Raw genomic sequence first — 20898 nt, 5'->3', positions numbered from 1 at the left:
GCGCCTCCTAGGCCGTGTCTTCAAAGGTTCACAACCATTGGAGTAGCGCGGCGATGGTGACGGTGGCCTGATACGACGTCGCGGTCTTGTCATAGCGGGTGGCGACGCTGCGGCACTGCTTGAGCCGGTTGAAGCAGCGTTCGACGACGTTGCGCCGCTTGTAGATCTGCTTGTCGAACACCGGTGGCCGGCCACCGCGGCTGCCTCGCCTGCGGCGGTTTGCCTGCTGGTCGGCGCGCTCCGGGATCGTGTGCCCGATGCCTCGCCGGCGTAGGTCGGCGCGGATGGCCTTGGAGCTGTAGCCCTTGTCGGCGATGACGTGGTCCGGACGGACGCGGGGCCGGCCGGGACCCGAACGCTCGACACGGATGCCGGCGAGGACCTGGGTGAAACGGGTGCAGTCGTTGACGTTGCCGCCGGAGAGCACGAACGCAAGGGTCCGGCCCAGGCCGTCGCAGGCGAGGTGAATCTTGGTGGTCAGTCCACCTCGAGATCGACCGAGGGCGTGATCTTGTGGTTCGTCCGATTCCCGGCGCCCCCTTTAGCGCCGGCGGCGTGCTGGTGGGCCCGCACGATGGTCGAGTCGACCGATACCAGCCAGTCGATATCCCCTGCCGCATCCGCGTCGGCCTGGACCCCGGCGAGCATCCGCTCGAACGTGCCATCGAGGGCCCACCTGCGGAAACGGGTGTAGATCGACTGCCAGGACCCGTACCGGGCCGGCACATCACGCCACGCCGCACCGGCCCGGATCTTCCACACGATCCCGTTGAGCATCCGCCGGTCATCGACCCGAGGCCGACCACCCGTCACCGCCGACGGCAGATACCTCGACAGCGCTTCCCACTCGACGTCAGACAACTCGTAGCGACGACCCACGCCCTACATCATCCGACACCGAGATCCTTTGAAGACACTGCCTAGGTACACCGACGGTCTGTCCACGCTAGCCGGTCGTCACGGCGACCGCCCGCTCGCGCTCGCCCCACCGGTCGCCGGTGCTGCTCGGGAGGTCCCGGGCGGCGGCGGGCCGGGGGAACGGATGTCGGTGCGACGGGTGCCCGGTGTCGGGCGGCCGGCGACGGCGCGGCCGACGGGAACCACCGGGGGCGGTTCCGCGGACCGCGTGGCGTCGCCGGAGACGTTACCGCCGGGCGGCCCGCTTGTCAGCGGCCGTTCGGCCCTCGTCGTACCACCGGTAGTCGGCAGTTGGACGGTAGGTGCCGTTCAGCCAGGTGGACGGGGCCTGGGCGACCCGGGACAGCTTCTCGGCGGTGGCCGGGCTGATCCGGTTGCCGCCCGCGACGAGCAGCCGGTCCAGCTCCCGGTGGGTGGCCATGAGGCAGTCCTTGGGCAGACCGTAGACGCTGATCACGCCGGAGCCGACGAAGGTCAGCACCGGCGTGACCGGGATCGGCAGGCCGACCGCGTCGGAGAGCGCCTTGCTGGCCCGCTTGGCGTCCCGGCGGGCCTCGGCCACATAGGGCGGACGCTTGCCGTTGATCTGCACCACGTCCCCGGCGACGAGCACCCGGGCGCGGCCGTGGTCGGCGATGGTGACCGCGAAGAGCCCGCTCGGCCCGATGGCGAGGAACCCGGCGCGGTCGTCCTGCCCCCGGTCGAGGAGGACGTCGGCGACGTCGGTACGGGGCCACTCGATGACGTGCCAGGCGGGTCCGAGGTGGTCGAGCTGGCCCAGGGCGCGTGCCCCGGCGGCCTCCAGCCGACGGGCACCGCGCTCGGCCCGACGGCGTCGGGCCCAGTCGAGTGGCGTCGGTCGGGCCGGCTCGAGCACCGAGGTGGACTCCACCCTGGGCTGGGGCCCCGCGACGGGCGGCAGTGCCCGCGTGGGTACGGCTCGACGAGCGGGAAAGACAGTCATCGCGACCTCCGGCAAAAGGTCTCTCGAAGTTATGTCTCCACTACCCTACGTTGCCTACCCGGGGGCACGGCAAGTTGGAGCACCGGAATGAGTGTGGATGAATGCCATATTCATTCACACTTCTTTTCCCGGATGGTGCGGAAGCCCTGCCCTACGCTGCGATGGTGACCCACTACGTGGACAGCGAGGTCGGTCGGCTCGGTACCGTGCTGCTGCACCGTCCCGGGCCGGAACTCGCTCGCCTCACCCCTCGCAACAACGACTCGTTGCTCTTTGACGCTATCCCATGGGTGGGAAGGGCACAGGAGGAGCATGACGCCTTCGCCGCTGCGCTGCGCGAACGCGGGGTGGAGGTGCTCTACCTCGCCACCCTGCTGGCCGAGACGCTCGCCGTACCGGACGCCCGGGCCGAGCTGACCGAGCTGGTCCTCCGCTCGCCCCGGCTGGGGGACACCCTGCGCCGCCGGGTCGCCGACCACCTCGCCTACCTCGACCCCGCCGCCCTCGCCGACGTGCTGACCGCCGGGCTGGCCCACGAGGAGCTGCGGATCGGCAAGGACCGGCCGGGCGGTCTGGTCTGGACCCTGATGGACCGGCACGACTTCGTCATCGACCCGCTGCCCAACCTGCTCTTCACCCGGGACTCCTCGGTCTGGATCGGCGACCGGGTCGGGGTGACGAGCCTGGCCATGCCGGCCCGCCGGCGGGAGACCAGCCTCACCGACGCCATCTACCGCCACCACCCGCGCTTCGCCGGCACCCAGTTCGTCTACCACCCGGAGCTGGAGCACCTGGAGGGCGGCGACGTGCTGCTGCTCGCCCCGGGCGTGCTGGCCGTCGGGGTGGGCGAGCGGACCACGCCGGCCGGGGCGGAACGGCTCGCCCGGCAGGTCTTCGGCGCCGGCCTGGCGCACACCATCCTGGTGGTGCCGATCGCTCAGGAACGGGCCACCATGCACCTCGACACCGTCTGCACCATGGTGGACTCGGACGCCGTGCTGATGTACCCGAACATCGCCAGCTCACTGTCGGCGTACACGGTGATCGCCGGGGCGGACGGCGAGGACCCGCGGGTCGACGGTCCGGCGCCGTTCCTGCGCGCCGCCGCCGACGCGATGGACCTGGACCAGCTCCGGGTGATCGACACGGGTCTCGACCCGGTCACCGCCGAGCGGGAACAGTGGGACGACGGCAACAACACCCTCGCCCTCGCCCCCCGGCTCTGCGTCGGCTACGAGCGCAACGTGGAGACCAACGCGCAGCTGGAGCGGGCCGGCATCGAGGTGATCGCGATCGCCGGCTCGGAGCTGGGCTCCGGCCGGGGCGGCCCCCGCTGCATGTCCTGCCCGCTGGTCCGCGAGCCGCTGCGCCGCTGACGGCGACGGGCCCCGGTCGACGACCGGGGCCCGTCCGCGCGGCTCGGGTCAGCGCAGGGTGAGCTGGCGGCCGAGGAGCCCCTGCCGGGCGCGCCGACCGGCGGCGTCCAGCGGCTCCTTCTCCTCCAGCGCCTCCGCGTAGCGCTCGGCGAACTCGGTCACCGGCTCCTCCCACTCGGTGGCCGGTACGTCCTCGGGCAGGTCCCAGACCGGCACCAGGCGGCCGTGCGCCCGGAACATGCCGGCGAAGCGGGTGTTCCCGCCGAGGGTCAGCGTGCCGGCCACGCCCAGCCGGGACAACGCGTCCAGCGCCGCGTCCTCGTCGTCGGGGAGGACCCAGCGCACGTGGGCCTTCTCCGGCACCTGGCACCAGTACGCGGCGCGCGCCGCCGCCAGCTTGACGGTGGGGTAGATCGCCGCGTTGGCCCGCTCCAGGGAGGCCTGCACGGTCGGGTCGTCGGCGGCCCCCGGGTCCAGCCAGAACTCGAAACCGTCGTGCATGCTGATCTCCAGCGGCCCGTCCACCAGGACGTCCTGGAGACGCGGGCCCGGGCCGGGCAGCGGCGGCACCGAGACCTGCCCGCCCGGCTCGGTACGCAGGGCGCAGAGCAGCGCGTCGGCCAGGTCCCGGGAGACGTCGCCGGACTGCTGGTGGCGCTGGAGGCCGATGAAGACCCGCCCGTCCGGCTTGGTCATCGCCGGGGCGGCCATCGGCAGCACGGTGGCCAGGGTGACGGGCCGGTCACCGTACTCCTCGGCCAGTTCGGGGGCCAGTGCCAGCGGCGCGGAGGCGGCCGGGACCAGCTCGCGCAGGGCGATCCACTCCGGCTCGTCGACCAACCCCTCGAACGGTCGGGGCACGAAGATGTCGCGCACCTTCTCCCGCTTCGGGGCGGTTGCTTCGGTGGCCCGCTGGCTCTTTCGACGCTTGCTCACGGCGAGACAGCCTAGACGACCGGGCCGGTCAGCCGGCCGCGACCAGGTCGGCCCGGGGTGAGCCGGTCGGGTCGAACTCGGCCCAGACGCTCTGGCCCAGGCCGTCCCGTTCGACGCCCCAGCGGCTGGCCAGGCCGGAGACGATGTGCAGCCCTCGCCCGTCGACCGAATCCGGGTCCGACGGCCGCATCAGCGGGCCCGAGGCGGAGCCGCCGTCGGTCACCCGGAGCTGGACGGAGGGCCCGTCGGCGCCGGCCCGCAGCCGCCAGGCCACCCGGACCACACCACCGGGCAGCGGGTCCGCGTGGCGGATGGCGTTGCCGACCAGTTCGGCGAGGACCGCGACCAGGTCCGCCAGCAGGGCCGGGGGTACGACGTCGACCAGCTCGTCGGCGAGGCGGTGCCGGGCGACGCGCGCGCCGGTCGGGTGGTGGGGCACCACCACGCACCACGATCGTTCGGCCGAACCCGTCTCCACCGTCGTCGTTCCTCCCGCCCGCGCCAGGTCATCCCCGTGGCAGCCGCACCTCTGCGACCGTACCCCCGCCGGTCCTCGGTCGGAGGGATACCCATCCATTCTGCTGTTCAACGATCTGGCGGACGAGATAGAGACCCAGCCCCGCCCCCGGGTAGCGCCGCCGGTCCCCGGACTCGCCCTGCCAGAACCGGTCGAAGGCCCGCTCCACGTGCTCGGGCCGGATGCCGATGCCCCGGTCGGCGACCCGGAAGGAGACGGTCCGCTCGTTCGCCTCGGCGGTGACCTCGATCGGGGTGTCCGGCAGCGAGTACTTGCCGGCGTTGGTGCCCAGCTCGGTGAGCACGGTGGCCAGGCTGTGCCGGTCGCCCAGCGCCTTGGGCAGGTCGTCGGGGAGGTCGAGGACGATCCGGTGCCGGACGTCCGCCGGCAGGTCGGACACCGCGCCGCGCAGCGCGTCGACGAGGTCGAAGGGGGCGGCGGGCTCGCCGCCGGGGCGGTGCTCGGTGGCGGTGGTGAGCAGCCGGTCGACCAGCCGGGCCAGTTCGTTGGCGCGCTGGCCGATGATCCGGGCCGCCTGCCGCCGGTCGTCGTCGCTGAGCGACTCCCAGTGGTCGGTGAGGGTGTCCGCGTACCCCTTGATCACGGTGACCGGGGTGCGCAGCTCGTGGCTGGTGACCGCGACGAAGAGGTCCCGGTCGTGGTCGCGGCGCTGCTGGTCGGTGATGTCCCGGAAGGTGACCACCCGCAGCGCGCCGGGCCCGGGCAGCTCCCCGGCGGTGATCCGCAACCAGCGGCCGTCCGGCAGCCGGTGGTCGAGCACCTGCCCGGACGGGGGCAGCGGGAACGGCAGCGGGCGGTTCAGCGCCTGCTCCGCCGGGCGACCGGTGACCTGGGCGGCGGCCGGGTTCCAGAGGCGTACGTGGTGCTCCCGGTCCACCACCGCCAGGCCGTCGGCCAGCGCGGCCACCACCGGGCCGTCGCCGTGCACCGGGAGGCCGGTCTGGTCGCCGTACATGTGGCCGATGCAGGCGGCGACGTACCCGATGACGGCGCGCTGGGACTCGTCCAGCGGCTCACCCTCCGGGTAGAGGGCGTGCAGGCTGCCCACGGTCAGGCCGCCGATCTCCGCGCGGGCCACGATCATCCGGCACAGCCCCCGGCCGGCGACCTCGACGGGGAGCGCGCCGGGGATGGCGTCCACCCGCACCTCGCGTACCGGGGGGCCGGAGAGCAGGCAGACGGTGGCCGGGTCGGTGGCCGGCAGCGGGCGGCCGACGACGAACTCCGCGCTCCCGGTGGCGGCGATCACCCGGCCGCCGGCCGGGGCGAACTCGACCCAGACCAGCCCGGCCGCCCCGACCGCCGGCTCGACGACCCGGAGCAGCCGGGTCAGCACGGAGAGGCCGGACTCGCCGGCGTTGATCATGGCGATCACGCCGGTGTGCCCGGCGATGAGAGCGGTGAAATCGGTTCGCTCCGACATGCCCCGAGTGTGCCCCGCCGACCGGTCCGGGGGCACCCCCGGCCGGGCGACCGGGGTCGGCCACCGGCTGGTTCGACCGGGCTCAACGGGCCAGCCGGTCCAGCGCCCGGGCCGGGCGGTCGGTGATCACGCCGTCCACCCCGGCGGCCAGCACCAGTTCCAGGTCCTCCGGTTCGTTGACGGTCCAGACGTACACCTGGTTGCCGGCGGCCCGCAGCGCGGGCACGAGCTGCGGCCGGGCCCGGACCAGGGCGATGCCCGGCCCGGCGATCCGGGTGCCGAACGGCAGCCGGCCCAGCCGCAGCCAGCGCGGCAGGACCTCCAGCAGCAGCACCGTGGGGAGGGTGGGCGCGAGTTCCCGGATCCGGCGGACGGCCAGCGGGGAGAAGGACATCACCGTGACCCGGACCGGGTCGTCCGGCCCGGGCTCGGCCAGCCCGTAGCGGCGCAGCAGGGCGACCAGGCGGCGCTCGACGTCCCGGCCGTACCGGGACGGGTGCTTGGTCTCGATCAGCAGCCGGACCGGCCGGCCGGCGGCCAGCACGGCGTCGAGCAGCCGTTCCAGGGTGAGCAGCCGGGTGTGCGACTCGTCGAGCGGGCCGTCCCCGTCGGCGGCCACCGCACCGGGGTGCCAGGAGCCGAAGTCCAGGGTGTCCAGCTCGGCGAGGGTACGGGCGCTGACCAGCCCGTGCCCGTTGCTGGTCCGGTCCAGCCGGCGGTCGTGCACGCAGACCAGGTGCCCGTCCCGGGTGAGCCGGACGTCGCACTCCAACCCGTCGGCCCCCTCGTCGAGGGCGCGCAGGTACGCGGCGAGCGTGTGCTCCGGCAGGTCGTACGAGGAACCGCGGTGCGCGAAGACCAGGGGGGCGGCCATGTCGCGTCGCGCCTCAGGCGACCCGGCCCGGCTGCCCGTCGTCGGTGACCACGGGACGGCCGGCGGCGGCCCAGTCGCCCATCCCGCCCTCGACGTTGCGCACCTGGTCCCACCCGTTGCGCAGGAGGTAGCCGACGACCTGGGCGGACCGGCCGCCGGAGCGGCAGATCACCGCGACGTCCCGGTCCTGGGGGATCTCGGCGATCCGGGCGGGCAGCTCGGTCATCGGCAGGTGGTGGGCGGCCGGCGCGTGGCCGGCGGTCCACTCGTCGTCCTCCCGGACGTCGAGCAGGTAGACGTCGTCGGGCACGGCCGACGCGGGCACGCTGGGAACCTGGGGTCCGAACACGGTGCCAAGCCTAGTGGGCCGGCGTCGGTCAGAGCCGGGTGACCCAGCGGGGGTTCGTGGCCGCCCAGTCCGGCATCCGGGCGGAGCGCAGCGCGGCGAAGACGCCGTCGCCGCCGTTCTCCAGCACCACGTAGGAGACCTGGTCGATGGTCTGCGGGACGGAGGGCAGCCGGACCCCCTGCAACGCGTCGGCGGGCAGCGTCCGGAACGCCATCAGCAGGTCCTCCACCGGTACGCCGTTGGTGTCCACGGTCAGCGCCCCACCCACCGCGCGCAGCACCTTGTCCAGCCGGACCGGGTCGTTGCGCAGGTGGGTCTCGCCGGCCCGGTCCAGCACCGCGCGGATCATCTGCTGCTGGTGCCGCTGCCGGTCGTAGTCGCCTCCGGGCAGGTCGTAGCGCTGCCGGACGTAGTCGAGCGTGGTCGCACCGTCCATCTGCCGGCAGCCCGGGTCGAACTGGGTCTTCGTGTGGATCGACCGGACCGGGGTGTCCACGCACATCCGGATCCCGCCGAGCAGGTCGATCACCTGTCTGAAGCCGGAGAAGTCGACCAGCGCGGCACCGTCGAAGCGCAGGCCGGTGAGCCGGGTGAGGGTGGCGGAGAGCAGCCGGGCCCCGGCCTCGCCGCCGCCGCCGTGCTCGTACGCCGCGTTGATCTTGTCCTGGCCGCCGCCGTAGCCGGGCGCCGCCGGGATCGCCACCAGGAGGTCGCGCGGGATGGACACGAGGTACGCCTGCCGCATGCCGGCCGGCACGTGCACGATCAGGATGGTGTCCGAGCGTTGGTCCTCGGGATTCGCGCCGGGCCGGTGGTCGGAGCCGATGAGCAGGTAGTTGAGCGGCCCCGACAGGTCGGTGCGCGGTTGCCGGGCGGTCTCGTCCAGCAGTTGCTGCCGGGTGACGGTGCGCTCGTAGCGGTGGGTGAGCCAGTGCAGGCCGGCGAGGCCGAGCGTGGCGAGCAGGACCAGGGTGAGGCCCGCGCCGAGCAGGAACCGGGTCCAGCGGGCGGGTCGCCCCCGTCCGCTGCCGGTCCGTGCCGCCCTGGCCGTGGCACCCCTCCCCGCTGTACGTGAATGCCGCTCACGTCAGGCTACGGGGCCGGGGGCCCGGCGGTGGCCGCTTCGCGCAGCTACCGCCGGCGCGCGGTCATTTCCGGGTGGAGAGGACGCCCGGGTTCGCCACCACGAAGTCGGCGAGCTTGTCCTCCTTGACCGCCCGGAACATCTGCATGCTGGTCTCGTTGAGCGACTCCCGCCCGCTGGCGGCGGTGGCGTACGTGCCGCCGTTGGTGCGCAGCGTGACCAGGTCGTTGCCGGTGACGCCCTTGAGAGTGAAGATGAAGTCCGCGATCGGCGCGCCGCCGGTGTCCAGGATGAGGGACTTGCCGGCCGCCTTCATCAGCTGGTTCAGCTTCAGCGGGTTGGTCAGCATGCCCTTGTCGGTGGCCTTCTTCGCCATCGCCTTGATCAGCTGTTGCTGGTTCTGCTGGCGGTCGTAGTCGCTGTTCGGCAGGCCGTAGCGCTGGCGGGCGTAGTCCAGGGCCTCCCAGCCCTCCATCTCGCGGCAGCCCTTCTTGTGCACCACCGGGGTCCGCGGCTTGCCGGTCTTCTTGGCGTCGGCGTTCCACATCGGCTTGCCGTCGACCATCGACATGTGGTGCGACTTGACCTCGTGGCTGACGCAGATCCGGACCGTGCCGAGCGCGTCGATGACGTTCTTGAAGCCGCCGAAGTTGATGATCGCGGCGCCGTCGAAGCTGATCCCGGTCATGTTCTTGATGGTCTTGGCCATCAGCCGGGCGCCGCCCTCCCAGCCGCCGCCCTTCTGGGCGCCGAAGAAGAAGGCCGCATTGATCTTGTCGACGCCGCCCGGGTAGCCGGACTTCGAGTCGGCCGGGATCTGCGCCTCGGTGTCCCGCGGGATCGAGATCAGGTACGCCTGGTCGTGGCTGGCCGGGATGTGCAGGATGATGATCGTGTCGGACCGGACGTCGTCCTTGGCCCACCGTTCCCGGGCGTCGACACCGAGCAGCAGCATGTCGATCGGGCCGTCCAGGCTGTTGCCGCCCTCGGCGTCCGACTTGCCCGCGTCACCGAGCAGGTTGCGCTGGGCGATTCCGCTGGTGGCCTTGCTGATCACCGCCTTGCTGCCGACGATGGCGAGGCCGCTGGTCATCATCAGCACCGCGCCGAAGATCAACGTCAGGCGGGCCCAGAGGGGATCCTTGCGCCGGGTGCGCTTCTTCGCTCCGCCCGCGCCGCGTCCGCCCGGTACGGGCTGGTTCGGAATGACCGGCGGCACCCTGCCGGGTGCTCCGTCCAGTGACTGGGGGCGATGGCTGGTGTGAACCGGCATGCGTGCTCCAGCTCGGATGGTCGGGGGGCGGGACCACTGTACGTATCCGTTCCCGTCTTGGCGACCTCATCTGCTGGCCATTCCCGCTTTACCCGGCGGTCGTCCGAGCAGTGTGTCCGAACGGTCGATGAAGAGCGACCGGTCGGTGGTTGGCGCGCCCTACGCGAGCCTTGACCACCGACCGGTCCGGGGGTTCGGGGGCGTCAGTTGCCGGAGCCCGCCGCCTGCTGGTCGGCCTTCACCCAGTCGGCCATCTTGTCCGCCGCGATGGCCTGGTACATAGCGAGCGCCTTCTCCCGGTCGGAGACCACCACCGACTGGCCGTCGACGTCCTGCCCGCCCAGGTTGGGGCTGGTCAGGAAGGTGAGGTTGTCGCCGCGCAGGTTGCGGAACTCCAGCGCCATGTCGGTGACCGAGAAGTCCTTGTCCACGGTGGCCGCCGCGGTGACCGCCTTGAGGAAGTCGTTCAGCTTCTTCGGGTTGCTCAGCGTGCCGGTGCTGGCCGCCTTGTCCATCAGGGCCTTGAGGAACTCCTGCTGGTGGCGCATCCGGGCGAAGTCGCCGTCGGGGAACTGCTTGCGCTGCCGGACCCAGTCGAGGGCCTCGGCGCCGTCCATGTGGTTCACGCCCTTGGTGAACTTCCGGTACGGCTTGTGAATCGAGGTGATCGTCCGGTCCACCTTGAGGTCCACCCCGCCGACGGCGTCGGTGACCTCCTTGAAGCCGGCGAAGTCGATCGCCATCACGTGGTCGATCCGGACGTCGCTGAAGCACTCCACGGTCTTCACCGCCAGCGGCAGGCCGCCGAACGCGAAGGCAGCGTTGATCTTGTTGCGCTGGCCGGAGTCGCACGACGCGCCCGCGTTCTCCGGGATCGGGACGTACAGGTCACGCGGGATGGAGACCAGGTAGGCCGCCTTGTGGTCGGCCGGGATATGCATGAGGATGATCGTGTCCGACCGCCACTTGCCGGAGGACTCCACCGGGGCGTCCGGGTCGCGCGAGTCGCTGCCCACCATCAGGATGTTCAACGCGCCGTCGACCTTCTTCGCCGGCCGGCCCCCGGTGATCTCCGAGAACGGGTCCGTCCGGGCCAGGTCGTCGTTGAGGTTGCGGGCGTAGAACCAGGCACCCGCACCGCCCAGCAGCGCGAGCACCAGCACCGCCACGCCGGCCACCAGGCCGATCCGGCCCCAGCGCGGGCGCCGGCCGGGACCACGGGAGCCGCCGGGTCCACCCGGGCCCACCGGCCCACCGGGGCCGGCCGGGCCGCCGGGACCGCCGGAGCGGCGCTCCTCGTCCGGCGCGGGGTACCAGCGGGCGTCGGTCGTGCGGGACCGCCCGGTGCCCTGGCCGGGGCCGGGCACCTGGGCGCGGCCCGCGCTGCGGTGGAGGTACGGGAGCGGGACGCCGGCAGACGAGGTCGCTGACATGTAACCGAGGGTAGGTCGGCCGGACCACTACCGCCCTCAGGCGCAACCGGGTGTCAGCGGGCTCCCAGGGTGGCTCAGTACCCTAGCCGCTCGCGGAAGTACGCGATCGTGCGTCCGAGACCGTCTTCGGGCGTCACGGTGGGCTCGTATCCCAGCAGCTCACGGGCGAGGGTGAGATCCGGACGACGCATCTCCGGGTCGTCCGAGGCCCGGGTGATGTAGCTCACCTCGGACGTGCTTCCGGTGAGTGACACGATCGTCTCGGCGAGTTGCCGCATCGACATCTCGTGCTCGGTGCCGCAGTTGATCGGGCCGGTCTCGGTCGAGTCGAGCAGCAGCAGGATGCCCCGGACCAGGTCGTCCACGTAGCAGATCGAGCGGGTCTGGTTGCCGGTGCCGTGCACCGTGATCGGCTCGCCGCGCAGCGCCTGCGAGATGAAGGTGGGGATGGCCCGACCGTCGTCCGGCCGCATCCGCGGGCCGTACGTGTTGAAGATCCGCACGATCGCGGTGTCGGTGCCCCGGCTGCGGTGGTACGCCATGGTGGCCGCCTCGGAGAACCGCTTCGCCTCGTCGTAGACGCTTCGGATGCCGATCGGGTTGACGTTGCCCCAGTACGTCTCGCGCTGCGGGTGCTCCTTCGGGTCCCCGTACGCCTCGGAGGTGGAGGCCATCAGGAACCGCGCGCCGTCGGCGGTGGCCCGCTCCAGCAGGTGCAGGGTGCCCACCGAGCCGACCCGCAGGATCTCCACCGGCAGCTTCTCGAAGTCGGTGGGGCTGGCCGGCGAGGCCATGTGCAGGATGGCGTCGAACCGCTCGGCCAGCGCCGGGTGGTCCGGCAGCCCCTCGGAGATGTCCGCCTCGACCAGCGTGAAGGTGGGCGTGCCCAGCAGGTGGGCCACGTTCTCCTTCGAGCCGGTGACGAAGTTGTCCAGCACGACGACGGTGCAGCCGCGCTCGACCAGCCGGTCGACGAGGTGGGACGGCACGAAGCCGGCGCCGCCGGTGACGAGGATCCGGTGTCCGGTGCCGAAACGGGGCTCAACCTTCATGCTGGCCAGCCTATACAGGGCGGCGGGTCGGAGCCGTTCTCGGCTCCGACCCGCCGCGTCGAGCGTCAGTGCGCGCCCGCGCCGGTGAGCGAGCGGACCTCCAGCTCCGCGTACTTCTCCTCGTCGTGCTCCTTCGACACCAGGGTGCCGATCCAGCCGCAGAGGAAACCGAACGGAATGGAGATGATGCCCGGGTTCGACAGCGGGAACCAGTGCCAGTCGTGCTCGGGGAACATCGCCGTCGGCGCCCCGGAGACCACCGGGGAGAAGAAGACCAGCACCACGGCCGCGAGCAGGCCGCCGTAGATCGCCCAGACCGCCCCGGAGGTGTTGAACCGCCGCCAGAACAGGCTGTAGAGGATCGCCGGCAGGTTGCCCGAGGCGGCCACCGCGAAGGCCAGCGCCACCAGGAACGCCACGTTCAGGTTCTGCACGAAGATCGACAGCAGGATCGAGACGCCGCCGATGACCAGGGCGGAGATCCGGGCCACCATCACCTCCTGCCGCTCGGAGGCCTGCCCGTCCCGGATCACGTTGGCGTAGAAGTCGTGCGCCAGGCTGGACGACGAGGCCAGGGTCAACCCGGCGACCACCGCCAGGATGGTGGCGAAGGCGACCGCCGCGATGATGGCCAACAGGGTGGCCCCGCCGAGGCTCCCGCCGAAGAAGTCCTTGCCCAGCGCCTCGGCGAGCTGCGGCGCCGCCGTGTTGCCCGCCTTGTCCTGCGCGGTGATCGCCTTGCCGCCGACCAGCGCCGCGGCGCCGAAGCCGAGGGCCAGGGTCAGCAGGTAGAACGCGCCGATGATGCCGATCGCCCAGAGCACGCTCTTCCGGGCCGCCTTGGCGGTCGGCACGGTGTAGAAGCGGATCAGGATGTGCGGCAGGCCGGCGGTGCCGAGCACCAGCGCGACGCCCAGCGACAGCAGGTCCATCTTGCTGTAGAAGGTCTTCAGCGCGTCCCCGGGCGTCTCCACGCCGTAGCGCAGGCCGGGTTCGAGGAAGTTGCTCCCCTTGCCGGACGCGGCAGCGGCGTCGCCGAGCAGCGAGGAGAGGTTGAACTTGTACTTCGCCAGCACCAGCAGGGTCATCACGATCGCGCCGGTCATCAGCAGGAACGCCTTGACGATCTGGACGTACGTGGTGCCCTTCATGCCGCCCAGGGTGACGTAGATGATCATCAGGGCGCCGACCATGACGATGGTGGCCACCTTCGCGGTGTCCGCGTCCATGCCGAGGAAGGTGGTGCCCGGCTTGATGCCGAGCAGGAGCGCGACCAGCGCGCCCGCCCCGACCATCTGGGCCAGCAGGTAGAAGATCGAGACGATGATGGTGGAGACCGCCGCCGCCGTACGCACCGGCCGCTGGCGCATCCGGAAGGCCAGCACGTCGGCCATCGTGTACCGGCCGGAGTTGCGCAGCAGTTCGGCCACGAGCAGCAGCGCCACCAGCCAGGCGACCAGGAAGCCGATCGAGTAGAGGAAGCCGTCGTAGCCGTAGAGGGCGATGATGCCGGCGATGCCCAGGAAGGACGCCGCCGACATGTAGTCGCCGCCGATCGCCATGCCGTTCTGGAAGCCGGAGAAGGACCGGCCGCCCGCGTAGAAGTCGGTGGCGGTCTTGGTCTGCCGGCTGGCCCACACGGTGATCACCAGGGTGATCGCCACGAAGATCAGGAAGAGTGTGATGGTGAGGTTGCGGGCGGTGGTGCCGCCGGCCTCAGCCGCGAGGACCGTGTTCATGGGTCACCTCCCCCATCTCGGTGCGGATCCGGTCGGCGACCGGGTCGATCCGCCGGTCGGCGAAGCGGGCGTAGAGCCAGGCGATGAGGAAGGTCGAGACGAACTGGAGCAGGCCGAAGACCAGGGCGACGTTGATGTTGCCGACGATCTTCGTGCCCATGAATCCCCGCGCGTACGCGGAGAGGATGACGTAGAGCGCGTACCACAGGAAGAACGCGACGGTCATCGGGAAGATGAAGCCGCGCAGCGTACGCCGCAGGCCGGCGAACTCGTCCGACCGTTGTACGGCCAGATAGCGTTCCGCCGCCGACTCGGCCGGCGCGGACGCCGGAGTGTCCGTGGACATCTGTGGATCACCACCTTCGCAGGGCGTGGGGAGTTTCGCGCACGGTAGAGACCGCGCTCCCCGCCGGGGAAGGCTCGGATCGGCCACGGTCGACGGCTGCGCCGAACGGCACTCCGGCTGCGCCGAGTGACCTGGGTCACTCCGTCGAGCGGTCGGTGGTCAGTCGGTCAGCTCCCGGTAACGACCCCGGTAGTGCAGCAGGGGGGCGGTCTCGTCGGCCAGGTCGACCGCCTCGATGGTGGCCTCCACCAGCAGGCCCCAGCCGTACTCGCGGGCCGAGTCGAGCGTGCAGCCGGCCCACCCGCCCGCGTCGGCGGGGACCGGCCCGTACGGGGTGTCGGCCCAGGCGCCGGTGGCGAAGAGCCCGCCCGGGGACGGGAAGAGGCCGGCGAAGCGGTCGGCGAGCTGCCGGTGCGCCGGGCCGAGTGGCGCGACCGCGAACCGGCCCGCCTCCTCGACCGCCGCCCACAGGTCCGACTCCGGGTCGATCAGCCCGAGCAGCCGGTCCGGCTCGCCCTCGGCGACCAGGGTGGACGAGACGGTCAGCCCGGCCGGGCCGGGCGCGGTCCAGAGCGTCACCGGAGCGGCCAGCCGACCGCGCAGCCGGCGTACCGGCGAGCGCTGGCCGGCCGGCACGGCGAACGGGTCGGTGTGGTGGATCTCGGCGCCCGGCTGATGATTCACGTGAAACATTGTGCCGCGCCGGTCCCGCGCCCGGCCCGGGAAGCGCCGGTGCGGGCCGGCCGGGTGGCCGAGGTGTGCTGCCGCCTCCGCCGTCAGTGGCCGGAGGGTCACGCTCGATCCCGGAAAGAGTGGCTGCCCTGCTGCGGCCACGCCACTACATCCCGGATCGAGCGCGATCTCCCGAGTGGCCGGTGGTGCGCCGCCGTTCTACCCTGCCGGGCATGTCCTTCGTCTCGCCGCAGCAGCTCGCCCAGGACCGCGTCGTCAACGCCAAGGCGGTGCTCGCCGGCGAGGTGGACCTGCGCGCCTACCCGTACCGGCACCTGGTGGTGCTGGCCCGGCACAGCTGGACCAGCAGCGGCTTCCCGACCCTGATGGCGGCGGTCGAGCACCTCTCCAACTACGGCTGGGAGATGATCAACCTGACCTCGGTCGGCGAGGGCCACAACCTGTACGCGGCCATGCGGCGGACCGCCTGAGCGGCGGCACCGGGGCGGCGGGAGGGTGCGCGCCGGCCCTATCGTGCCCGCCATGACCTTCGTGCCACCCGAGCACCTGGCGCAGACCCGCATCGTCGGCGCCGACAAGATCCTCGCCGGTGAGGTGGACCTGCGCCGCTACCCGCACCGACACCTCGCCGTGCAACCCCGGGTCAGCCTGTTCGGGGGCGTCCAACCCGCCACCCAACTCCTGGCGGCCGTCGAGCACCTGTCGAACTACGGATGGACTCTGGTCAACGTCACCGGCATCGGTGAACCGCCGCAGGTGTACGCCTTCATGCGTCGGGCGTGAGCGCGCGCCGGGCGGCGGCCAGCACCTCGGGATCGGTGCAGCCGGCCGCGTAGCCGGCGATCCGGCGGCGGATGTCGCGGCCGAGCAACCACTGCCCGACCCGGTCGGCCACCGGGCGCAGCAGCACCGGCCGGCAGCGGAAGTTGTACCGCCAGGTGGCGACCGTCGTGCCCGGCTCCGGACCCGGCGCGAAGCGCCAACCGCCGCCGAACATCGCGAAGAACCACGGCCCGCGCACCATCCTCATCCCGACGTTGGTCGGCGGCGCGTAGGAGACGTACTCGCTGACCATGGCCAGGCCGTGCCGGGAGCGGGTGAAGGTGCGCACCCCCTTGCCCGGCCGGGTGGCCCCGTCGAGGAAGTGCTGTTCGCGGACGAACGGGTCCCAGCGGTAGCGGACCGGGGCCACCGTCTGCGACACCGCGAAGGCCAGCTCGGGCGGGACCGGCACGGTGACCACGGCTTCGACGACCGGCATCAGCGCCTCGGGGTCACGGTGGCGAGCAGTTCCGGCTGCCGCCGGTCCAGCACGTCGCCGGCCAGGTACGAGCCGAGCAGCGCGGCGCCCACCGCGTACGCCAGGCCGACCGGCGCGGCCAGCCAGAGCCAGACGTCGCCGAGCAGCGCGGCGCCCACCGGCACCGGCAGCGCCAGCAGTGCGGAGGCGACCATGGACAGGACGGTGAGCAGGCCCTTCGCCACCCCGGCACCACTGTTCATCGCGAACGGGTTGCTCGTCTCCGGCAGCGCGTACCCGCCGAGCACCGCGACGAAGCCGTTGACCGCCAACCCGCAGCCGTACGCGGCGGCCAGCCCGCCGACCATCACCCCGAGCCAGCCGGGCCGGCCGAGCAGCACGGCCAGCACCACCGCGACCACGGCGAGGATGGGCACCACGTAGAGGGAGAAGGCGGTCATCCGGGCCCGCAGCTCCAGCCGCCCCGGCACGCCCGCCACCACGTTCGCCGCGTACGCGCTGCCGTCGAAGCCGAACTGGTTGGCCAGGGTGCCCGAGGCGAGCACCCCGACGAAGAGCATCGAGATGCTGACCAGCACCGGTGACGAGTTCGCGCTGGCCTCGCCGAGCGCCTTCCCGCCGTCCGTGGCCAGCCGGGAACCACCCAGGTTGACCATCACCGGCACGAAGATGCCGACCACCGCGATGGTGATCAGGTTGGCCCGCCGTCGGGCGTCCCGCCACCAGTAGCGGCACTCCCGGGCGACCAGCGCGCCGAACCGGCCCCGCCCGGTCCAGCCGGCCACCCGGGGAAAGAGCTGGGCGACCGCGCCGCCGACCGGGCCGCGCCGCTGCCGGGCCGGGCCGGCGCTCGCCCCGCCGACCATCGCCGACTCCAGCGTCCGCGACCACCAGAGCAGCAGCGCCCCGATCGTCGCCACGGTGATCAGCAGCTTGAGCACGGCGGCCCAGACGCGTCCGTCGGCGACCTCCAGCCCGGCCGTCCACGGCGCCCCGAACGGGGTCCAGCCGACCACCCGGGCCACCCCGGTGAGCCGGTCCCAGTCGGCGCGCCGGACCGCCGCCAGCACCAGCAGCTGCAACGGTCCGATCAGCGCGGCGAGCACCGCGAGCAGGACGGCGGCCAGGTCGCGGACCCGGCGGGAGCGGAGCATGGTGGCGAAGGCGCTGGTGACCGCACGGGCCACGGCCACACAGAGCAGCAGCCCGCCGACGATCCCGACGACCGTGACCAGGGCGGCCGGCACCCCACCGAGCACCCCGGCGGTGACCACCAGCCCGGCCACCGCGACCAGCGTGGCGAGCACCGGGACGCTGACCAGCGCGGCCGCGAACAGGCCGGCGACCAGGGTGCGGCGCGGCAACGGGAGCAGCGCGAAGCGGGCCGGGTCGAGGGTCTCGTCCACGCCGAAGAAGACCAGCGGCAGCAGCAGCCAGCCCAGCACCAGCAGCCCGCCGCCGAACGCCGCGGCCAGCAGGGCGGCCCGGGGCTCACCGGCCAGGCCGGGGGCGGCGAGCAGGAAGAAGCCGCCGGCCGCGAACCACAGCCCGAAGAAGACCCCGACCACGAACAGCGCGATCCGCCAGCCCTGGCCGCGGAAGTTGTTGCCCATCACCCGCAGCTTGAGCCGGACGAAGTGCCGTGCGGAGACCCGCCGGGCGGGCGGGGTCACCGGGACAGCCACGACAGCTCCTCACCGGTCGCGGTCCGGCCGCCGACCACCTCGACGAAGACCTCCTCCAGCGACCGGTCGCCGCGTACCCGGTCGAGTGGGCCGACCTTGGCGATCCGCCCCTGGGTCAGGATCGCCACGTGCGAGCAGAGCCGCTCGACCACCTCCATCACGTGGCTGGAGAAGACCACCGTGCCGCCACCGGTGACGTACCGGTGCAGGATGTCGCGGATCAGCGCCGCCGAGACCGGGTCGACCGCCTCGAACGGCTCGTCCAGCACCAGCAGCCGGGGGCCGTGCAGCAGCGCGCAGGCCAGGCCGATCTTCTTCTTCATGCCCGCCGAGTAGTCGACCACCAGGGTCCGACCGGCGTCGCCGAGGGCGAGCACGTCCAGCAGCTCGGCCGCCCGCCGGTCGACCTCCGCCGGATCCATCCCGCGCAACAACCCGTGGTACGCGAGCAGCTCCGCCCCGCTGAGCCGGTCGAAGAGGCGTACGCCGTCCGGCATCACCCCGAGCAGGCCCTTCGCGCGGACCGGGTCGGCCCACACGTCGTACCCGAGCACCCGGGCCTGGCCGGCGTCGGGCCGCAGCAGACCGACGGCCATCGAGAGGGTGGTGGTCTTGCCGGCCCCGTTCGGGCCGAGCAGCCCGTAGAACGATCCGGTCGGCACGTCCAGGTCGACCCCGGCGACCGCAACCTTGTCGTCGAACCGCTTGGCCAGGCCACGGAGGGACAGCGCGGGGTGCTCATCGGTCATGCCTCGAACCTAGCCCGCCGCCGCCAGCGGACGCTCCCGCCGGAGGACGATCTTCCGTCATACCTCAGCGGTAGTGCCGGCCGCCGGGATACGGCAGGATCGATCCCACGCGGCGGAGGGGGCGGCATGGCGGAACCGAGGTCGACAGAGCAGCGCTGGGCGGACACCCGGCACCGGCTGGAGCACGACGTCGACGTCTGGGTGGCCACCGCCGCCCCGGCCGGCGGCCGGCCCTACCTGGTGCCGCTCTCCTTCCTCTGGGACGGTGAGACGCTGCTGCTCGCCACCTCCGAGCGGACGCCGACCGGCCGGAACATGCGCGACACCGGCCGGGTCCGCCTCGGCCTCGGCACCACCCGTGACGTGATCATGGTGGACGGCTCGGTCGAGATGATCCCGCACGAGGAGCTGCCCGGGGCGGCGGCCGACGCGTTCGCCGCGAAGACCGGCTTCGACCCGCGCACGTTCACCGAGAAACACTCGTGGTTCCGGGTCCGCCCGGACCGGATCCAGGCCTGGCGCGAGTCGAACGAGATCCCCGGCCGCGACCTGCCCCGCTGACGCCTAGAGGCGCAGCGCCTCCGGGGTGTGCAGGCGGAGCATGGTGGCGCCGACGTCGGGGGGCAGCCGGCGGCGGGTGGCGATCGACACCGCCACCATCACGGTGAACGCCAGCGGCACCGTCCACGCGGCCGGCTGGGTGGTCAACGTCGCCGGCCAGCCGCTCAGCGGCGGGCCGAGCACGGTGAGCAGCACCGCGCCGATCGCCGCCCCGCCACCCACCAGCACCCCGGCGGCAGCCCCCAGGTCGGTCAGGCCGCGCCACCAGATGCCCAGCACCAGCAGCGGGCAGAAGCTCGACGCGGCCACCGCGAAGGCCAGCCCCACCACCTGGGAGACGTCCAGGCCGGAGACGTTCAGCGCGAGCACCGCCGGGACCCCACCGGCGATCAGCGTGGCCAGTCGGAAGCCACGGACCGAGCCGCGCCCGAGCACGTCCGTGGAGATAACCCCGGCGACGCTGGTGAGCAGCCCCGACGAGGTGGAGAGGAAGGCCGCGAACGCCCCCGCCGCGACCAGCGCGGCGAGCAGCCGGGCGGGCGTGCCGTCGCCGAGCGCGGCCGTGGGCAGCAGCACCACCACCGCGTCCGTCTGCCCGCTCACCAGCAGTTGCGGGGTGTAGATCCGGCCCAGCACGCCGTACAGGGTGGGCAGCAGGTAGAAGACGCCGACCAAAGCGAGCACCACCAGCGTGGTGCGGCGGGCCGCCGCGCCGTCCGGGTTGGTGTAGAAGCGGACCAGCACGTGCGGCAGGCCCATGGTGCCCAGGAAGGTGGCCAGGATCAGCGAGTACGTCGCGAACAGGCCCCGGTCGTCGTCCCCGGCCGTGTCGGGGAGCAACCAGTCGGCCGGGTCGGTGGCCGCACCCGAGACCTCCGGCACCGGGTCACCGGCGGCGAAGTCGAGCCGGTCGCCGGGGCGTACCTCCCGGACGTCGCCGCCGGGGAAGGTGAGGGTCGCGCGGTGCTCGACCACGACGGTGGTCGCGGTCCGGAACGCCGGCCCGTCGGGCGGGGTCACCGCCGGGCGGGCGTCGGCCTGCCACTGCAAGGCCAGGAAGATCGCGGGTACGGCCAGCGCGGTCAGCTTCAACCAGTACTGGAAGGCCTGGACGAAGGTGATCGCCCGCATCCCGCCCAGCGCCACGTTCGCGGTCACCACCACCGCGACCAGCAGCGCCCCCACCGGGTACGGCGAACCGGCCACCGTGGCCAGGGTCAGCCCCGCACCCTGCAACTGCGGCACCAGGTAGAGCCAACCGATGAAGATCACGAAGAGGGTGGCCAGCTTGCGCAGCCGCCGCGAACCGAGCCGCACCTCGCAGAAGTCCGGCAGGGTGAACGCCCCGGAGCGGCGCAGCGGCGCGGCCACGAAGAGCAGCAGCGCCAGGTAGCCGGCGGCGAACCCGACCGGATACCAGAGCACGTCCACGCCGTACTTCAGGATCAGCCCGGCGACGCCCAGGAAGCTCGCCGCCGACAGGTACTCACCGCCGATCGCGGCGGCGTTCCAGGTCGGGCTGACCGCCCGGGAGGCGACCAGGAAGTCCGAGGTGGTCCGGGCCAGCCGCAGGCCGTAGAAGCCGATCCCGACCGTGGCCAGGGTGACCACCACGATCGCCGGGACGACGTACCCGTTGTCCAT

At 72.5% G+C, this 20898-nt stretch carries 21 protein-coding genes and 1 pseudogene; 4 read left to right on the top strand and 18 right to left on the bottom strand.

The genetic code is table 11. From position 1 onward, the window contains the following. Window positions 1–28: 28 nt before the first annotated feature. Together GA0070611_RS22030 and GA0070611_RS22025 are read right to left on the bottom strand one after the other, a co-directional pair. Window positions 29–879, bottom strand: a pseudogene (locus GA0070611_RS22030) (IS5 family transposase). 265 nt (window positions 880–1144) lie between these two features. After that, the gene (locus GA0070611_RS22025; RefSeq protein ID WP_091667383.1) at window positions 1145–1882 is read right to left on the bottom strand and encodes a hypothetical protein; all 738 of its coding nucleotides are present in this window, start codon (window positions 1880–1882) and stop codon (window positions 1145–1147) included. A gap of 161 nt (window positions 1883–2043) precedes the next feature. Between GA0070611_RS22025 and GA0070611_RS22020 the strand changes: the two genes are divergently transcribed. Further along, window positions 2044–3258: an arginine deiminase gene (locus GA0070611_RS22020; protein ID WP_091667381.1), complete on the top strand. Its 1215-nt coding sequence runs from the start codon at window positions 2044–2046 to the stop codon at window positions 3256–3258. A gap of 48 nt (window positions 3259–3306) precedes the next feature. Here the strand turns inward: GA0070611_RS22020 and GA0070611_RS22015 are convergent, their stop codons facing one another. The 12 genes from GA0070611_RS22015 to GA0070611_RS21960 form a co-directional block, all read right to left on the bottom strand. After that, window positions 3307–4194 carry a DUF5926 family protein gene (locus GA0070611_RS22015; RefSeq protein ID WP_091667378.1) on the bottom strand — a complete coding sequence of 296 codons (888 nt, stop codon included), beginning with the start codon at window positions 4192–4194 and terminating at the stop codon, window positions 3307–3309. 28 nt (window positions 4195–4222) lie between these two features. Beyond that, a complete protein-coding gene (locus GA0070611_RS22010; RefSeq protein WP_407940449.1) occupies window positions 4223–4699 on the bottom strand; it encodes an ATP-binding protein in 477 nt (158 codons plus the stop codon). 1 nt (window position 4700) lies between these two features. After that, a complete protein-coding gene (locus tag GA0070611_RS22005; RefSeq protein ID WP_091667374.1) occupies window positions 4701–6155 on the bottom strand; it encodes a sensor histidine kinase in 1455 nt (484 codons plus the stop codon). A gap of 82 nt (window positions 6156–6237) precedes the next feature. Beyond that, the gene (locus tag GA0070611_RS22000) at window positions 6238–7029 is read right to left on the bottom strand and encodes a glycerophosphodiester phosphodiesterase (RefSeq protein ID WP_091667372.1); all 792 of its coding nucleotides are present in this window, start codon (window positions 7027–7029) and stop codon (window positions 6238–6240) included. A 13-nt stretch (window positions 7030–7042) separates the two neighbouring features. Further along, on the bottom strand, window positions 7043–7378 hold the full coding sequence (locus GA0070611_RS21995; protein ID WP_091667369.1) for a rhodanese-like domain-containing protein: 336 nt from the start codon (window positions 7376–7378) through the stop codon (window positions 7043–7045). 28 nt (window positions 7379–7406) lie between these two features. After that, window positions 7407–8150 carry an LCP family protein gene (locus tag GA0070611_RS21990; RefSeq protein WP_456238056.1) on the bottom strand — a complete coding sequence of 248 codons (744 nt, stop codon included), beginning with the start codon at window positions 8148–8150 and terminating at the stop codon, window positions 7407–7409. Window positions 8151–8526: 376 nt separating this feature from the next. Then, the gene (locus GA0070611_RS21985) at window positions 8527–9735 is read right to left on the bottom strand and encodes an LCP family protein (protein WP_091667364.1); all 1209 of its coding nucleotides are present in this window, start codon (window positions 9733–9735) and stop codon (window positions 8527–8529) included. Window positions 9736–9938: 203 nt separating this feature from the next. Beyond that, the gene (locus GA0070611_RS21980; RefSeq protein WP_091667361.1) at window positions 9939–11168 is read right to left on the bottom strand and encodes an LCP family protein; all 1230 of its coding nucleotides are present in this window, start codon (window positions 11166–11168) and stop codon (window positions 9939–9941) included. Between the two features lie 74 nt (window positions 11169–11242). Next, window positions 11243–12220, bottom strand: coding sequence for an NAD-dependent epimerase/dehydratase family protein (locus GA0070611_RS21975; RefSeq protein ID WP_091667358.1), 978 nt, complete (start codon window positions 12218–12220; stop codon window positions 11243–11245). Window positions 12221–12285: 65 nt separating this feature from the next. Then, window positions 12286–13959 carry a solute symporter family protein gene (locus tag GA0070611_RS21970; RefSeq protein ID WP_091667356.1) on the bottom strand — a complete coding sequence of 558 codons (1674 nt, stop codon included), beginning with the start codon at window positions 13957–13959 and terminating at the stop codon, window positions 12286–12288. Next, window positions 13937–14305 carry a DUF485 domain-containing protein gene (locus GA0070611_RS21965; RefSeq protein ID WP_091667354.1) on the bottom strand — a complete coding sequence of 123 codons (369 nt, stop codon included), beginning with the start codon at window positions 14303–14305 and terminating at the stop codon, window positions 13937–13939. Before GA0070611_RS21965 ends, GA0070611_RS21970 begins: the two co-directional genes overlap by 23 nt. Window positions 14306–14464: 159 nt before the next feature. Continuing rightward, window positions 14465–15085: a flavin reductase family protein gene (locus tag GA0070611_RS21960; RefSeq protein ID WP_407940448.1), complete on the bottom strand. Its 621-nt coding sequence runs from the start codon at window positions 15083–15085 to the stop codon at window positions 14465–14467. Window positions 15086–15210: 125 nt separating this feature from the next. Between GA0070611_RS21960 and GA0070611_RS21955 the strand changes: the two genes are divergently transcribed. Further along, window positions 15211–15468, top strand: coding sequence for a hypothetical protein (locus GA0070611_RS21955; protein ID WP_091667349.1), 258 nt, complete (start codon window positions 15211–15213; stop codon window positions 15466–15468). A 52-nt stretch (window positions 15469–15520) separates the two neighbouring features. Next, on the top strand, window positions 15521–15781 hold the full coding sequence (locus tag GA0070611_RS21950) for a hypothetical protein (protein WP_091667347.1): 261 nt from the start codon (window positions 15521–15523) through the stop codon (window positions 15779–15781). Here the strand turns inward: GA0070611_RS21950 and GA0070611_RS21945 are convergent. From GA0070611_RS21945 to GA0070611_RS21935, 3 genes are read right to left on the bottom strand one after another with little or no spacing between them, the layout of a single operon-like run. Beyond that, a complete protein-coding gene (locus GA0070611_RS21945) occupies window positions 15765–16259 on the bottom strand; it encodes an SRPBCC family protein (RefSeq protein ID WP_091667345.1) in 495 nt (164 codons plus the stop codon). The two genes, GA0070611_RS21950 and GA0070611_RS21945, sit on opposite strands and share 17 nt — an antisense overlap. Then, a complete protein-coding gene (locus tag GA0070611_RS21940) occupies window positions 16259–17944 on the bottom strand; it encodes an ABC transporter permease (RefSeq protein ID WP_091667342.1) in 1686 nt (561 codons plus the stop codon). Before GA0070611_RS21940 ends, GA0070611_RS21945 begins: the two co-directional genes overlap by 1 nt. Continuing rightward, window positions 17929–18693 carry an ABC transporter ATP-binding protein gene (locus GA0070611_RS21935; protein ID WP_091667339.1) on the bottom strand — a complete coding sequence of 255 codons (765 nt, stop codon included), beginning with the start codon at window positions 18691–18693 and terminating at the stop codon, window positions 17929–17931. The genes GA0070611_RS21940 and GA0070611_RS21935 overlap by 16 nt, the downstream gene beginning before the upstream one ends. A 126-nt stretch (window positions 18694–18819) precedes the next feature. Here GA0070611_RS21935 and GA0070611_RS21930 point away from each other — a divergent pair, with 126 nt between their 5' ends. After that, window positions 18820–19254 carry a pyridoxamine 5'-phosphate oxidase family protein gene (locus GA0070611_RS21930; protein WP_091667336.1) on the top strand — a complete coding sequence of 145 codons (435 nt, stop codon included), beginning with the start codon at window positions 18820–18822 and terminating at the stop codon, window positions 19252–19254. A gap of 3 nt (window positions 19255–19257) precedes the next feature. Here GA0070611_RS21930 and GA0070611_RS21925 read toward each other — a convergent pair whose 3' ends face one another. Next, complete coding sequence (locus tag GA0070611_RS21925) at window positions 19258–20898, bottom strand: sodium/solute symporter (RefSeq protein WP_091667333.1); 1641 nt, start codon at window positions 20896–20898, stop codon at window positions 19258–19260.

Origin of the sequence: Micromonospora auratinigra, assembly GCF_900089595.1 — a bacterium.
GTDB lineage: Bacteria > Actinomycetota > Actinomycetes > Mycobacteriales > Micromonosporaceae > Micromonospora > Micromonospora auratinigra.
Note: the sequence above shows the minus strand (reverse complement) of the source record. Positions and strands in the feature narration are given on the sequence as shown.

Coding starts and splice junctions, on each gene's coding strand:
- GA0070611_RS21985 (WP_091667364.1), bottom strand. CDS start 9,735: ATGCCGGTTCACACCAGCCATCGCCCCCAGTCACTGGACGGAGCACCC.
- GA0070611_RS21965 (WP_091667354.1), bottom strand. CDS start 14,305: ATGTCCACGGACACTCCGGCGTCCGCGCCGGCCGAGTCGGCGGCGGAA.
- GA0070611_RS21950 (WP_091667347.1), top strand. CDS start 15,521: ATGACCTTCGTGCCACCCGAGCACCTGGCGCAGACCCGCATCGTCGGC.
- GA0070611_RS22020 (WP_091667381.1), top strand. CDS start 2,044: ATGGTGACCCACTACGTGGACAGCGAGGTCGGTCGGCTCGGTACCGTG.
- GA0070611_RS21955 (WP_091667349.1), top strand. CDS start 15,211: ATGTCCTTCGTCTCGCCGCAGCAGCTCGCCCAGGACCGCGTCGTCAAC.
- GA0070611_RS21975 (WP_091667358.1), bottom strand. CDS start 12,220: ATGAAGGTTGAGCCCCGTTTCGGCACCGGACACCGGATCCTCGTCACC.
- GA0070611_RS21930 (WP_091667336.1), top strand. CDS start 18,820: ATGGCGGAACCGAGGTCGACAGAGCAGCGCTGGGCGGACACCCGGCAC.
- GA0070611_RS21980 (WP_091667361.1), bottom strand. CDS start 11,168: ATGTCAGCGACCTCGTCTGCCGGCGTCCCGCTCCCGTACCTCCACCGC.
- GA0070611_RS21970 (WP_091667356.1), bottom strand. CDS start 13,959: ATGAACACGGTCCTCGCGGCTGAGGCCGGCGGCACCACCGCCCGCAAC.
- GA0070611_RS21945 (WP_091667345.1), bottom strand. CDS start 16,259: ATGCCGGTCGTCGAAGCCGTGGTCACCGTGCCGGTCCCGCCCGAGCTG.
- GA0070611_RS22025 (WP_091667383.1), bottom strand. CDS start 1,882: ATGACTGTCTTTCCCGCTCGTCGAGCCGTACCCACGCGGGCACTGCCG.
- GA0070611_RS22005 (WP_091667374.1), bottom strand. CDS start 6,155: ATGTCGGAGCGAACCGATTTCACCGCTCTCATCGCCGGGCACACCGGC.
- GA0070611_RS21925 (WP_091667333.1), bottom strand. CDS start 20,898: ATGGACAACGGGTACGTCGTCCCGGCGATCGTGGTGGTCACCCTGGCC.
- GA0070611_RS22000 (WP_091667372.1), bottom strand. CDS start 7,029: ATGGCCGCCCCCCTGGTCTTCGCGCACCGCGGTTCCTCGTACGACCTG.
- GA0070611_RS21935 (WP_091667339.1), bottom strand. CDS start 18,693: ATGACCGATGAGCACCCCGCGCTGTCCCTCCGTGGCCTGGCCAAGCGG.